Origin of the sequence: Fuchsiella alkaliacetigena, assembly GCF_023227765.1 — a bacterium.
GTDB lineage: Bacteria > Bacillota > Halanaerobiia > Halobacteroidales > Acetohalobiaceae > Fuchsiella > Fuchsiella alkaliacetigena.
This window is the reverse complement of record NZ_JALKBZ010000002.1, coordinates 115,294-128,572: the sequence shown is the minus strand read 5'-3', so window position 1 is coordinate 128,572 and position 13,279 is coordinate 115,294. Positions and strand designations below refer to the sequence as shown.

Annotated in this window: 8 protein-coding genes, 12 tRNA genes and 2 rRNA genes; 21 read left to right on the top strand and 1 reads right to left on the bottom strand. The window is 39.1% G+C overall.

Features of this window, described 5'->3' with window-relative positions; all coding sequences use genetic code 11:
* From MWH30_RS01290 to MWH30_RS01220, 15 genes are all read left to right on the top strand, one after another.
* Positions 1 to 2,665, top strand: a 23S ribosomal RNA gene (locus MWH30_RS01290); the annotation flags it as partial.
* A 154-nt stretch (positions 2,666 to 2,819) separates the two neighbouring features.
* Positions 2,820 to 2,936 (top strand): 5S ribosomal RNA (gene rrf, locus MWH30_RS01285).
* Between the two features lie 24 nt (positions 2,937 to 2,960).
* Positions 2,961 to 3,034: transfer RNA gene (locus tag MWH30_RS01280), tRNA-Gln, on the top strand.
* A 70-nt stretch (positions 3,035 to 3,104) separates the two neighbouring features.
* Positions 3,105 to 3,180, top strand: a tRNA-Glu gene (locus MWH30_RS01275).
* 39 nt (positions 3,181 to 3,219) lie between these two features.
* Positions 3,220 to 3,295, top strand: a tRNA-Val gene (locus MWH30_RS01270).
* A 6-nt stretch (positions 3,296 to 3,301) separates the two neighbouring features.
* Positions 3,302 to 3,379: transfer RNA gene (locus MWH30_RS01265), tRNA-Asp, on the top strand.
* A 7-nt stretch (positions 3,380 to 3,386) separates the two neighbouring features.
* Positions 3,387 to 3,462: transfer RNA gene (locus MWH30_RS01260), tRNA-Thr, on the top strand.
* Between the two features lie 22 nt (positions 3,463 to 3,484).
* Positions 3,485 to 3,560, top strand: a tRNA-Lys gene (locus MWH30_RS01255).
* Positions 3,561 to 3,567: 7 nt separating this feature from the next.
* Positions 3,568 to 3,644 (top strand) — tRNA-Met (locus tag MWH30_RS01250).
* A gap of 22 nt (positions 3,645 to 3,666) precedes the next feature.
* Positions 3,667 to 3,742: transfer RNA gene (locus MWH30_RS01245), tRNA-Phe, on the top strand.
* A gap of 5 nt (positions 3,743 to 3,747) precedes the next feature.
* Positions 3,748 to 3,833: transfer RNA gene (locus MWH30_RS01240), tRNA-Leu, on the top strand.
* 6 nt (positions 3,834 to 3,839) lie between these two features.
* A tRNA-Gly gene (locus MWH30_RS01235) sits at positions 3,840 to 3,916 on the top strand.
* Between the two features lie 13 nt (positions 3,917 to 3,929).
* Positions 3,930 to 4,006: transfer RNA gene (locus tag MWH30_RS01230), tRNA-Arg, on the top strand.
* Positions 4,007 to 4,011: 5 nt separating this feature from the next.
* Positions 4,012 to 4,088: transfer RNA gene (locus tag MWH30_RS01225), tRNA-His, on the top strand.
* A gap of 195 nt (positions 4,089 to 4,283) precedes the next feature.
* Positions 4,284 to 5,039, top strand: a complete 756-nt coding sequence (locus MWH30_RS01220) for a tetratricopeptide repeat protein (RefSeq protein WP_248662228.1) — start codon at positions 4,284 to 4,286, stop codon at positions 5,037 to 5,039.
* A gap of 165 nt (positions 5,040 to 5,204) precedes the next feature.
* On the opposite strand, the gene MWH30_RS13750 is transcribed toward MWH30_RS01220, so the two are convergent.
* On the bottom strand, positions 5,205 to 5,330 hold the full coding sequence (locus MWH30_RS13750; protein WP_282706110.1) for a hypothetical protein: 126 nt from the start codon (positions 5,328 to 5,330) through the stop codon (positions 5,205 to 5,207).
* 308 nt (positions 5,331 to 5,638) lie between these two features.
* On the opposite strand from MWH30_RS13750, the gene rsmH reads away from it, so the two are divergent.
* From rsmH to mraY, 6 genes are all read left to right on the top strand, one after another.
* On the top strand, positions 5,639 to 6,574 hold the full coding sequence (gene rsmH / locus MWH30_RS01215) for a 16S rRNA (cytosine(1402)-N(4))-methyltransferase RsmH (RefSeq protein WP_248662227.1): 936 nt from the start codon (positions 5,639 to 5,641) through the stop codon (positions 6,572 to 6,574).
* Positions 6,575 to 6,607: 33 nt separating this feature from the next.
* The gene (ftsL, locus tag MWH30_RS01210; protein ID WP_248662226.1) at positions 6,608 to 7,135 is read left to right on the top strand and encodes a cell division protein FtsL; all 528 of its coding nucleotides are present in this window, start codon (positions 6,608 to 6,610) and stop codon (positions 7,133 to 7,135) included.
* A 58-nt stretch (positions 7,136 to 7,193) separates the two neighbouring features.
* Complete coding sequence (locus MWH30_RS01205; protein ID WP_248662225.1) at positions 7,194 to 9,272, top strand: penicillin-binding transpeptidase domain-containing protein; 2,079 nt, start codon at positions 7,194 to 7,196, stop codon at positions 9,270 to 9,272.
* Positions 9,273 to 9,341: 69 nt separating this feature from the next.
* On the top strand, positions 9,342 to 10,823 hold the full coding sequence (locus MWH30_RS01200) for a UDP-N-acetylmuramoyl-L-alanyl-D-glutamate--2,6-diaminopimelate ligase (RefSeq protein WP_248662224.1): 1,482 nt from the start codon (positions 9,342 to 9,344) through the stop codon (positions 10,821 to 10,823).
* A 21-nt stretch (positions 10,824 to 10,844) separates the two neighbouring features.
* Positions 10,845 to 12,299 (top strand): UDP-N-acetylmuramoyl-tripeptide--D-alanyl-D-alanine ligase, encoded by a 1,455-nt coding sequence (locus tag MWH30_RS01195; RefSeq protein ID WP_248662223.1) that lies wholly within the window; start codon positions 10,845 to 10,847, stop codon positions 12,297 to 12,299.
* On the top strand, positions 12,300 to 13,259 hold the full coding sequence (mraY, locus tag MWH30_RS01190; protein WP_248662222.1) for a phospho-N-acetylmuramoyl-pentapeptide-transferase: 960 nt from the start codon (positions 12,300 to 12,302) through the stop codon (positions 13,257 to 13,259).
* The last annotated feature ends 20 nt before the right edge of the window (positions 13,260 to 13,279 follow it).

Below are 13,279 nucleotides of genomic sequence, written 5' to 3'. Positions count from 1 at the left end.
CCGCTGTAGAGGTAGAGAGTGGAAGTGAGCTTTTAGCTGAAGTTGCTGGAAAGCAAGACCATAGAAGGTAAAAGTCCTGTAAGCTAAAAAAGCAAACAGCTCGATAACATCCAGAGTACTATGAGAAAAGAGGAATCTCGTAGGAAAATAGGAGAACCATCTCCTAAGGCTAAATACTACCTGGCAACCGATAGTGGAACAGTACCGTGAGGGAAAGGTGAAAAGAACCCCGGGAGGGGAGTGAAAAAGAGTTTGAAACCGTGTGCTTACAAGCAGTCAGAGGACTATTGAAAAGTCTGATGGCGTGCTTTTTGTATAACGAACCGGCGAGTTACGTATTGTGGCGTTAGGTTAAGCCGCAAGAGGTGAAGCCACAGCGAAAGCGAGTCTGAAGAGGGCGCCAGTCGCAATGCGTAGACCCGAAACCGAGTGATCTATCCATGACCAGGATGAAACACGGGTGAAAGCGTGTGGAGGTCCACACACATTGGCGCTGAAAAGCCATGTGATGAGTTGTGGATAGGGGTGAAAGGCCAATCGAACTCGGCAATAGCTGGTTCTCCTCGAAATAGCTTTAGGGCTAGCCTTAAGTGAATGCATATTGGTTGTAGAGCACTGATTGGACTAGGGGCTTAACAAAGTTACCGAATCCAGTCAAACTCCGAAGGCCATTATGTGTATCTTAGGAGTCAGACTATGGGGGATAAGCTTCATAGTCGAGAGGGAAAGAGCCCAGACCGCCAGTTAAGGTCCCCAAGTGTAAGCTAAGTGGAAAAGGAAGTGAAGTTGCCTAGACAACCAGGATGTTGGCCTAGAAGCCGCCATTCATTTAAAGAGTGCGTAATAGCTCACTGGTCGAGTGACTTCGCGCCGAAAATGTCCGGGGCTAAAGCTTACCACCGAAACTGCGGATTGGATTAAACCAATGGTAGAGGAGCATTCTATTTGGACAGAAGCTGCACCGGAAGGAGCAGTGGACTGAATAGAAGAGATAATGCCGGTATGAGTAGCGATAAAATAGGTGAGAATCCTATTCGCCGTAAGTCTAAGGTTTCCTGAGGAAGGCTCGTCCGCTCAGGGTAAGCCGGACCTAAGCCGAGGCCGAAAGGCGTAGGTGATGGGAAATCGGTTAAGATTCCGATGCCACCTTAAATCATTTGAATGAAGGAGTGACGCAGGAAGGTAGGTCATCATAGTGAAGTAATACTATGTTCAAGCAGGTAGGGAGTTAAGCTAGGTAAATCCGGCTTAACGTTAATCCTAAGATGTGATGAGGAGCTTCTACGGAAGCGAACTGACTAATCCTCCACTGCCAAGAAAAGCTTCTAGTGAGATTTAAGGTGTCCGTACCGCAAACCGACACAGGTAGACGAGAAGAAGATTCTAAGGCGCGCGAGAGAACCCTTGTTAAGGAACTCGGCAAAATGACCCCGTAACTTCGGGAGAAGGGGTGCTTAAAGTAGGTAAGGATATTAACTATCCAAGCCGAACTAAGTTGCAACAAACAGATCCAAGCGACTGTTTATCAAAAACACAGGTCTCTGCTAAGACGTAAGTCGAAGTATAGGGGCTGACGCCTGCCCGGTGCTGGAAGGTCAAGGGGAAGAGTTAGTTACTTAAGAGGTCAACTCTTAGGTAGCGAAGCTTGGAACTTAAGCCCCAGTAAACGGCGGCCGTAACTATAACGGTCCTAAGGTAGCGAAATTCCTTGTCGGGTAAGTTCCGACCTGCACGAATGGCGTAACGACTTGGATGCTGTCTCAACAAGGGTCTCGGCGAAATTGTAGTGTCTGTGAAGATGCAGACTACCCGCGACAGGACGGAAAGACCCCGTGGAGCTTTACTGTAGCCTGATATTGAGTTTTGGTACAATACGTACAGGATAAGTGGGAGGCTTAGATACTGGAGCGCCAGTTTCAGTGGAGCCAGAAGTGGGATACCACTCTTATTGTGCCGGAATTCTAACCAACTACCGTAACCCGGTAGTGGGACAGTTTCAGGCAGGCAGTTTGACTGGGGCGGTCGACTCCTAAACAGTAACGGAGTCGCCCAAAGGTTCCCTCAGTACGGTTGGAAATCGTACGTAGAGTGTAAAGGCAGAAGGGAGCTTAACTGCAAGAGATACAGCTCGAGCAGATACGAAAGTAGGGCTTAGTGATCCGACGGTAGAGAATGGGATTGCCGTCGCTCAACGGATAAAAGTTACCCCGGGGATAACAGGCTTATCTCCCCCAAGAGTTCACATCGACGGGGAGGTTTGGCACCTCGATGTCGGCTCGTCGCATCCTGGAGCTGAAGCAGGTTCCAAGGGTTTGGCTGTTCGCCAATTAAAGCGGTACGCGAGCTGGGTTCAGAACGTCGTGAGACAGTTCGGTCCCTATCCGTCGTGGGCGGAGGAGACTTGAGAGGAGCTGTCCCTAGTACGAGAGGACCGGGATGGACGTACCACTGGTGGATCAGTTGTTCCGACAGGAGCATAGCTGAGTAGCTAAGTACGGGAAAGATAAGCGCTGAAAGCATCTAAGCGCGAAGCAATCCTCAAGATAAGGTTTCCCATAGAGTAATCTAGTAAGACCCCTGATAGACTATCAGGTAGATAGGCCAGAGGTGTAAGGGTAGTGATATCTTAAGCTGACTGGTACTAATAGGTCGAGGGCTTGATCTTATAAGGCTATACTGTGCAGTTTTGAAGGTAGGTAGAAGTTAGTTATTAGCTATCATAAAAGCTTGAAATATTTTTGAAAAAGTCTTGACAAGCACAAGCAAAGGTGTTATACTATAAAGCGTTGTAAGTAAGTTATAAGTAAAAGAATAAGATTTCCGGTGGTAATTGCGGAGGGGAAACACCTGTACCCATTTCGACCACAGAAGTAAAGTCCTCCAGCGCCGATGGTATTGCAGGGGGGACCCTGTGAGAGAGTAGGTCACTGCCGGATTTAATATTATAGATAATAGGTGATTGGGATGTCGCCAAGCGGTAAGGCACAGGACTTTGACTCCTGTATCGCTGGTTCGAATCCAGCCATCCCAGCCAATTAGTTATCAGTTGTCAGTTAAACAAGCTGAAGACTGAGGACTAAAAGCTAAAGACTGAAAACTAATAGGCCCCCATCGTCTAGAGGCCTAGGATACCAGGTTTTCATCCTGGCGGCAGGGGTTCGAATCCCCTTGGGGGTACCACTTAATTAATTATTAGGAAGAAAATTGAAAACTAAACATGGGCGAATAGCTCAGTTGGGAGAGCACCTGCCTTACAAGCAGGGGGTCACAGGTTCAAGTCCTGTTTCGCCCACCATTTAGTGGGGATGTAGTAGAGCTGGTCTACAACACCGGCCTGTCACGCCGGAGGTCGCGGGTTCAAATCCCGTCATCCCCGCCATTATCATGCTGACGTAGCTCAGTTGGTAGAGCAGCTGACTTGTAATCAGCAGGTCACCGGTTCAAGTCCGGTCGTCAGCTCCATTGTTTAATTTGTTAAATAAGTGGGCCATTAGCTCAGCTGGAAGAGCACCTGACTTTTAATCAGGGTGTCGGAGGTTCGACTCCTCCATGGCTCACCATTTTTGTCGCGGGGTAGAGCAGTATGGTAGCTCGTCGGGCTCATAACCCGGAGGCCACTGGTTCGAATCCAGTCCCCGCAACCATTTAAAAATAAAAAATAGTTGTGGCGAGATAGCTCAGGTGGTAGAGCAGTGGATTGAAAATCCTCGTGTCCCCGGTTCGAATCCGGGTCTTGCCACCATTTAAGCGAAGGTGGTGGAACTGGCAGACACGCTAGATTTAGGATCTAGTGGGTTTATCCCGTGCGGGTTCGACTCCCGCCCTTCGCACCATTTTAAGCGGGAATAGCTCAGTTGGCTAGAGCACCAGCCTTCCAAGCTGGGTGTCGCCGGTTCGAGTCCGGTTTCCCGCTCCATTTTAATTTCTAGGCGCCTGTAGCTCAGGTGGATAGAGCAATGGACTTCTAATCCATGCGTCGGGGGTTCGAATCCTCCCAGGCGTACCACTATGGTGGGTGTAGCTCAGTTGGTTAGAGCGCAGGATTGTGGCTCCTGAGGCCGTGGGTTCAAATCCCATCACTCACCCCATAAAAATATAACATAAATTAATGATAAAAAACCTGTTGTTTATTTAAATAAACAACAGGTTTTTAAAGTTTCTAAGATTTACTTTGAATGATTTCAATTTTTTTAATATGTTTTCCTTTTTTTGCAGGTGTTTTTGAATTTAAATAGAATAATAAATGTTAGAAATAAAAATTTAGAATCAGGTGGTGCTTTAATATGTTAAGAAATAAAAAAATAATTTCAATGTTGGTTTTTACTTTAGGATTTTTATTGATATTGAGTGGAGTATTAACTGCTGAAACTGAAGAATTAAGCAGCTATCAGTTAGGTTTGGAATACTTTAGAGCTGGAGATTATGAAGCAGCCATTCCAGAATTAGTAGTAGCTGTGGCTGAAAATCCTGATTCTATGAGTCCACATTATATTTTAGGTTTAAGTTACTATTATTTAAATGATTTTGATTTTGCTAAGACTCAATTAGAAAAAGCTTATCAATTGAATTCTCAACATTATGGGGTAATGATTAATTTAAGTAGAGTTTATTTGAGACTCAATGAAGTTGATAAAGCAGTAGAAATGGCTGAACAAGCAGTTGAGGTTAATCGAGAAAGTAGTGCTGTTTATAATGTACTAGGAAGAGCTTATCTAAATCAAGGTAGTTTTGAAAAAGCAGTAGACAGTTATCAAAAATCTATTGAATTAAATGATCAAAATTATTATTCTTTAAATAATTTAGGTTATGCATATATTACTTTAGGTGAGTATGGGAAGGCTATTCCTTTTTTAGAACAAGGAGCATCATTAGAGCCGGATATTCCTTATTTATATAATAATTTAGGAATTGCTTACGAAAATACTGAGCAGTTGCTTAAAGCACAGGAAGCTTATCAGCGGGCTTTAGAGATTGATGCTAATTACGAGAATGCAAAGGTGAATTTAGATAGAGTGAGAAAAGCATTAGCTGATGATTAAGAGTTTCAATATATAAAAGGAGGGCTAAATTTAGCCCTCCTTTTATATATTATATTAAATTGATAATTAATAAAGATGAATTTTTAAATAATAGTTTGTCCGGAGAATTTATAATTAATAGTAATAGTAGTTGGAATTTTTAGTTAAGATATATATTACTTCAAACTATTCTTCTTTGTTGAAAAAGGCAGTAAATATTTTCAAAAAGGCCGGAAGCTTAAAACCACCGCCCCAAGACTTTAGATTATCTTCTTCGTTTTTTGACCAGGCAAAGAAAAAATCAACTTTCATTATAGTGATCCTCCCCTTTAAAAATAGTTAACCTGTTTACTATTTATTATATGCAATAATATAAAAGTAGTGAAAGATTTTTAATAGTTATTTAAATAGATATTTTGAAGACAGATTATTATTCTAAAATTAAAGGATTTTTACTACTGGCCTAGAATATTGAAATTATAGTAGACACTTTTTTAGGAAAATAGTAATAATTTTTTTGTAATTAAGTTATGTTAAAAAACTAACAAAACTGAGTTATACTGGGTTGTTATATCTTTTTCAAAATATTAAATTAAAGATATTATAAAATGAGGGATAAAATGAATTTTAATCATATACCGGTGTTGCTTGTAGAGACTATTAAGGCTTTGAGCTGTAAAAAAGGTGGATGTTATGTAGATGCTACTTTAGGTGGAGCAGGACATGCTTTAGAAATTGCTAAGCAAATAGGGGCTAATGGTTTTTTAATTGGAATTGATCGTGACTCTACTGCTATAGAAGCTGCTCGAAAAAAGTTAGCTGAGGTAAAGCCACAGGTTAAGTTGATCAATGATAATTTTAAAAATATACTTCAAATATTAACTGAATTAAGAGTTGAACAGGTTGATGGCTACTTATTTGATTTGGGGGTTTCTTCTCATCAGCTAGATACTGCTGAGCGAGGTTTCAGTTATCGTCAGGAAGCGCCTTTAGATATGCGGATGGGAAAAGCAACTGAGACTACAGCTGCAGATCTTTTGAATAACTTACCGCAGTCGGAGCTAGAAAAGATGATCAGTGAATATGGTGAAGAACGGTGGGCCAGCAGAATTGCAGAATTTATTATTGATTATCGTCAGAAAAAGCCTATAGAATTAACTACGGAATTAGTAGATATAATTAAAGCAGCTATTCCAGCTGGAGCTAGACGTAAAGGTCCTCATCCGGCTACTCGTACTTTTCAAGCTTTAAGAATTGCAGTTAATAATGAACTAGAAGTTATTGAGAAAACAATTGAAAATATAGTTCCTACTCTTAAAGTTGGAGGCAGAATAGCGATTATTACCTTTCATTCTTTGGAAGATCGAATTGTTAAACATAAATTCAAAGATTTAGCTCGGAAATGTATTTGTCCACCTGATTTTCCTATTTGTAATTGTGATCAAGAGCCACAACTAAAAATAATTACCAAAAAGCCGATTGTAGCCACTGAAGAGGAAGTAGCTAAAAATAGGAGGGCTAGAAGTGCTAAGCTTAGGGTGGCTGAAAAGATTTAATATAAGTTCTAAAATAGGGGGTAGGTGAATAGAGTGATAGTAGTAGATAGGGAGAATAAAATTAAAGATTATAAACATGTTACTTCTACTGCTAAAGATTATCAAAACTCAGCCCAGCAGGTTAAAAAGTCAACTTTGCTTAACCGAAAAAAAAGTGTATTATATATGTTTGTTTATGCTTTATTAATTGGAATTATAGTTGTATTTGGGATTCTTTATATCAATAAATATGTAAAGATAAATCAAACTGCTACTGAAATTAATAAATTACAGCGTGAAGTTGAAGTTTTAGAGGAAAAAAAGAGAACTATGCAGTTAGAAATTTCTAGTTCTAAATCTCTAAAGAGAATAGAAAAGGTTGCTAAAGAAGAGCTAGGAATGGTAGAGCCTAAACAGGTTAATTACTTAAGCTTGAATGATAAAAAAGCATCAACTCAAAAAATTGCTAAAGAAGAAAAAGGAGCATCGGAAGGTATTATTGATTTTAGATATTTAGGAAAAAGAATATCTACTTGGTTTAAAGGTTTAACTCAATTAAGAGCAGGGACTTTAGAAGAGTAAATTATTGATAAAATAAAATATAGTCCCTCGGTAATTATGTTATTTAGGGGGTATGTTGATGAATCAATCTGAACTACAAATTAGGAAGAGGATATTTTATCTTTTCCTGATTGTAGTTTTTATTATGTGTATAACAGTTTTTAGATTAGCTTGGATTCAAATTTATAGAAGTGATTTTTATCAACAGTTAGCTTTAGAGCAACGTTTAAGAAAGTTAAAAGTAGAGCCTCAGCGGGGTTTCATTTATGATCGTACTGGGGAAGAGCTAGCTATTAGTGGTAGTGCAGATACTATAGTAGCTTTGCCTCCAGAAATTGAAGACCCTGAACAAGTAGCTGCTGAATTAGATTCAGTTTTGAGTGTGGAGTATGATGAGATTTATGAGCTAATTACTAGAAGAGCTTATGCTGTATACTTAGCACGTAGAGTTCCTTCGGAAAAAGCTGAAAGAGTTAGAGAACTAGATTTAACTGGTATTAGTTTTACTGAAGAAAGCCGGCGCTTTTATCCTAAAGGCAGCTTGGCTGCTCATATTTTAGGATTTACTGGAGTTGATAATCAAGGTTTAAATGGTTTGGAGCTGACTTATGATGATATGCTTAGAGGAACTCCTGGTAGAATAATGGTAGAAAAAGATGCGGCAGGACACGAAATTCCAGAAGGGGTAGAAAGATATTTAGATGCTAATGATGGAAATGATATACATTTAACAATAGATCATGTAGTTCAGTATATTGCTGAAAGAGAGCTAGAAAATGCTTTGCAGATTAATGAAGCTGAAGGGGGAACTATATTGGTGATGGATCCTCGTGATGGTAGCGTATTAGCTTTGGCTAATCAACCTAGTTATGATCCTAATAATTTTGCTGAATATTCCCCTAGTTCTTGGAGAAATGCTGCTGTTTCTGATTCTTATGAACCAGGCTCTACATTTAAAATCATTACTGCTTCAGTTGGTTTAGAAGAAGGTGCGGTTAATGTTAGTGACAGCTTTTTTTGCCCAGGTTATATTAAGGTGGAAGGGGAAAAAATTAACTGCTGGCGTTCTGGAGGACATGGTGGCCAGAGCTTTGCGGAAGTAGTTGCTAATTCTTGCAATCCAGGTTTTGTGCAAGTAGGGCAAAGAGTTGGCAGAGACGACTTCTATAGATATACTAAAGGTTATGGTTTTGGGGATGCTACTAGGATTAATTTGCCTGGAGAGGCTAGAGGACAGCTTTATGCTCAAGAGGAAGTGGGTCCAGTAGAGTTGGCTACTATGTCTTTTGGTCACGGAATATCTGTAACTCCTATTCAATTAACTACTGCTGTTTCAGCAGTGGCTAATAATGGGGTATTGCTACAGCCTAGATTAGTAGATAAAATAAAAGATAATGAAGGAGAGATTATTGAAAAATTTGAACCACAAAAGGTGAGACAGGTAGTTTCTGAGGAAACATCTCAAACTATGCATGATTTGTTGGAAGGAGTAGTTACTGAAGGCTCAGGAGAAAAAGCACAAATTCCTGGTTATAGGGTTGGAGGTAAAACTGGTACAGCTAAACACTACGGAGTTGATAAGTATGATTCATCTTTTATAGGAATTATGCCTTTGGATGATCCGCAGTTAGTAATTTTAGCTGCTTTTAAAGGAGTTACTAGCTATCCTTATTATGGCTCTCAGGTAGCTGCTCCTGTTTTCAATAAAGTAGCTAAGGATGTAGTTCGTTATCTGGAGATACCTCCTAGTGAGAAGGGTTCGCAGTTAGCAGAAGACTTTGAAGAAGTAGAAATACCAGATGTAGAGGGGCTTTCTTTAGAAGAGGCTGATTTTAAATTGCGGGAGCTAGGCTTGAATTTTAAAATAGAAGGCACTGGGGATGAAGTTGTGGAGCAGCTTCCTTATGCTGGAGCTAAGGTAAGGGAGGGAACAACGGTAATTTTATTTACTGAAGACTCTAGGGTAAGTAGGAGTCGTTATACCTTACTTATGCCTGATTTTGTAGATATGACTTTAGATGAAGCCGAAGAATTAGCTAGTAAATTAGGATTAGAGCTAGAGTCAGGAGCGGCCGAGAGTGGTTTAATTGTGGAGCAGAGCTTTGAGCCAGGAGTTAGAGTAGAAGCGGGAGCTACGATTGAAGTTAAATTGCAGTAAATTAAGAATAGATTAGCTGATTTATAAAATAATATATAGCAAGCAAGTAAAATAGGGGAGGAAAGAGCTGTGAAGGAACTAAGTAGTTTAATTGCTGATTTAGACTATCAAAGGTTACAGGGTGATTTGACAGTAGAAATTACAGGAATAGCTTATGATTCTAGAAAAGTTGAAGCGGGAGAAATCTTTGTTTGTATAGACGGTTTTACTCAGGATGGTCATAACTATATAGAAGAAGCTATTGAAAATGGAGCTCAAGCCTTATTAGTTGAAAGAGAGATAGAAGCTCCTAATTGGATTCCGATAATCAAAACTGCTGATAATCGTCTAGCTTTGGCGGTAGTTAGTGCAGAGTTTTATGATCATCCGTCGCGTAAATTAAAGGTAGTTGGAGTAACTGGAACTAATGGAAAGACCACTACTACTTATTTAGTTAATTCTATACTTCGAGAGGCTGGTTATAAGTCCGGCTTAGTAGGTACTATTGAAAATCAGATTGGAGATCGTAATTTAGAGACTGAAAGAACCACTCCGGAAGCTTTAGATTTACAGTCACTATTAGCTGAGATGGTGGAGGAAGGTGTTACTCATGTAGTAATGGAGGTTTCTTCACATGCTTTAAGCTTAAAGCGGGTTAATCAGATTGATTTTGATATTGCTATCTTTACTAATATTACTCAGGATCATCTTGATTTCCATGATTCTTTAGAGGAGTATTTAGCGGCTAAAAGAATCTTGTTTGCGGAACTGGATGATGATGAAGAAAAAACAGCAATTATAAATATAGATGATCCTTATGCCGAAGATATTCTGAAAAGCAGTCGTCCTGCAACTCTTACTTATAGCATAGAAAAGGATGCTAATTTAAAGGCTAGAGAGATAACTATTAGTCCTACTGGAGTTGACTTTTTAGCTGAAACTGCTAATGGTGAATTGGAGTTAGATTTGAATTTGACGGGTTTATTTAATGTATACAATACTTTGGCTGCTTTGGGGGTTGGAATTGCTTTAGGGATTGATTCAGACGATATTAAAGCAGGTTTAGAAAAGGTGGAAGGTGTAGCAGGTAGGTTTGAGATTATAAATGAAGGTCAAGATTTTGGAGTAATAGTAGATTATGCTCATACTCCTGATAGTTTAGAAAATATTTTGGAAACGGCTCAGGACTTTGTTGAAGGCAGGATTATTTTAGTTTTTGGTTGTGGTGGTGATAGAGATCGTACTAAAAGACCATTAATGGGCCAGATAGCTATGGAGTTAGCTGATTTTTCAATTATCACTTCGGATAATCCTCGTAGTGAAGATCCACAAGCAATTATCGATGATATAGAAGTTGGTATCAAAGAACAAGGTAAGATAGCTAAGCAAGATTATTTGATTATAGAAGAGCGAAGGCAGGCTATAAGGCAGGGAATTGAGTTGGCTGAAGCTCAAGATTTAGTGTTTATTGTGGGGAAAGGACATGAGACTTATCAAATTTTAAAGGATAAAACTATTCCCTTTGATGATCGTCAGGTAGCTAGAGAAGCTTTAGCGGAATTAAGGGGATAGTTTAAATAGAGGTGAAGGCATATGGAGTCGATTAAAGTTAAAGAATTTATTATAGAATTAAATGGTAATTTAATTAACGGTAATTATAATGATCAAATTCAGGGAGTTTCTATTGATTCTAGGACTGTTGATAAAGAAGAACTGTTTTTTGCTATTCCTGGTGATAATTTTGATGGTCATGACTTTGTAAAGGAGGCTTTGGGAGCAGGCGCTAAGGGAGTAGTGATTGAAGCTCAGCGAGCTGTTGATTACGAATTCTTAAACGATGAGTTGGTAATTGGTGTTGCCGATACTAAGCAGGCTTTGCAGGATTTAGCGAAATATTATCGAAGTCTTTTTGAAATACCAATAATTGGTGTAACCGGGAGTACTGGTAAAACTACTACCAAAGATTTGATAGCTTCAGTATTAGCAACAGAGTTAAAAATATTAAAAACTAAGGGCAACTACAATAATGAGTTTGGGTTGCCTTTAACTCTGTTTAGATTGGATTCTTCTCATCAAGCAGCTGTGGTAGAAATGGCTATGCGTGGTTTAGGAGAGATTGAGCAGTTAGCTGAGATTGCTCAACCTGAACTAGGAGTGATTACCAATATAGGTTTAAGTCATCTGGAATGCTTAGGTAGTTTAGAAAATATTGCTTTAGCTAAAAGTGAGTTAGTTAAGGCTTTACCTAAGCATGGTTGTGCTGTGTTGAATGGTGATGATCAATATTTGAGGAGAATGGCTGTTCAGAGCGAGGCTGAGGTTTTTTATTATGGTTATGAGGTCGATAATGAGCTGCAGGTTAAAGAGGTTCAGGATTTGGGAATGGCTGGCTTGGAGTTTGTGGTTGAGTTTGCTAAAGAGGAGTTTAAGCTAGAGCTGCCTTTGTCGGGAGAGTATAATGTTTATAATTCTCTAGCTGCTATAGGAGTTGCTTTACAATTAGGTTTAAGTATGGATAGTATTAAAAAGGGATTAGCTAAACCAAAGCTAACAGAAATGCGAGGAGATATTAAAGAATTAGCGGCGGGAATAACCTTAATTAATGATGCTTATAATGCTAATCCTACTTCAATGCGCGCTGGATTGCAGTTATTAAATAGTTTAGCTAAAGAAGATGGTCGTTCTATAGCTGTTTTAGGAGATATGTTGGAGCTGGGCCCAGTTGCTGAGGAGGCTCATCGACAGTTAGCGGAGGATATTTTAGCTCGAAAAGTGGATTATTTATTTACTGTGGGTGATTTAGCAGCCTTAATAGCTCAGGAGGCGAAAGAGATTGGCTTAGCTGCAGATAAAGTGTTTAGATGTAGTAATAATAGAGAAATTGTTACTTATTTGTTGCAGTTGCTGGAAGCAAATGATACAATCTTACTTAAAGGTTCTCGGGGAATGAGTTTGGAGGAAGTAGAGACTTCTTTGTTGGCTAAGGTTGATCAAGAATTAATCCCTGCTACTGAGAACTATAAATCAGTTGGAGAGGGGTTGGAATAGGTGATTGATTTAGTATATACAGCTGCTGTTGCTTTTGCTTTTGCTTTATTAGTGGGGCCAATAATTATTAAACTTTTACGTAAATTGAAGTTAGGTCAAAATATTAGAGAGGTGGGCCCGAAAAGACATTTGGAAAAAAGCGGAACTCCTACTATGGGTGGAGTAATTATCTTGATTTCGTTATTGACGGCTGTTTTGTTATTTACTGAGGTGACTGATAAGTTATTTTGGGCCCTATTTGTAACTTTAAGTTATGGATTAATAGGCTTATTAGATGATTCGATTAAAATTATAGCTGATCGTTCTTTAGGGTTAAAGGTTAAGCATAAAGTGGTAGGTCAACTGTTAGTTGGAGGCTTATTGGGCTATAATGTACTTAATACTCTAGAAATTGGTTCAGAAGTATTGCTTCCTTTTTTAGGAAATAGTATAGATTTAGGGATTTTATTTATTCCTTTTGTAATTTTGGTAGTAATCGGTACTGCTAATGCTGTTAATCTAACCGATGGACTCGATGGTTTAGCAGCTGGAGTGACTATTATTGTAGCTATTAGTTACACCATTATCAGCTTAAGCTTTGGTCATTATGATTTAGCTAGCTTTACTGTAGCCATTGTCGGTAGTTGTTTAGGCTTTGCTTGGTTTAATAGCCATCCGGCTCAAGTTTTTATGGGTGATACTGGTTCTTTAGCCTTAGGAGGAGCTATAGCTGTAGTTGCTGTTTTAACTAGAACTCAGCTTTTTTTGCTTATTATTGGTGGAGTTTATGTGATAGAGACTTTAGCAGTTATTATTCAGGTAACTTCTTATAAATTAACTGGAAAGCGAGTTTTTAGAATGAGTCCTTTACACCATCATTTTGAACTAAAAGGTTGGGCAGAGTCAAAAGTAGTAATTAGATTTTGGATTTTAGCAGCCGTGTTATCTTTTTTAGGCTTATTAGGATTAACAGGGATTTGATTTTAGAAAGGTAGGCTAAT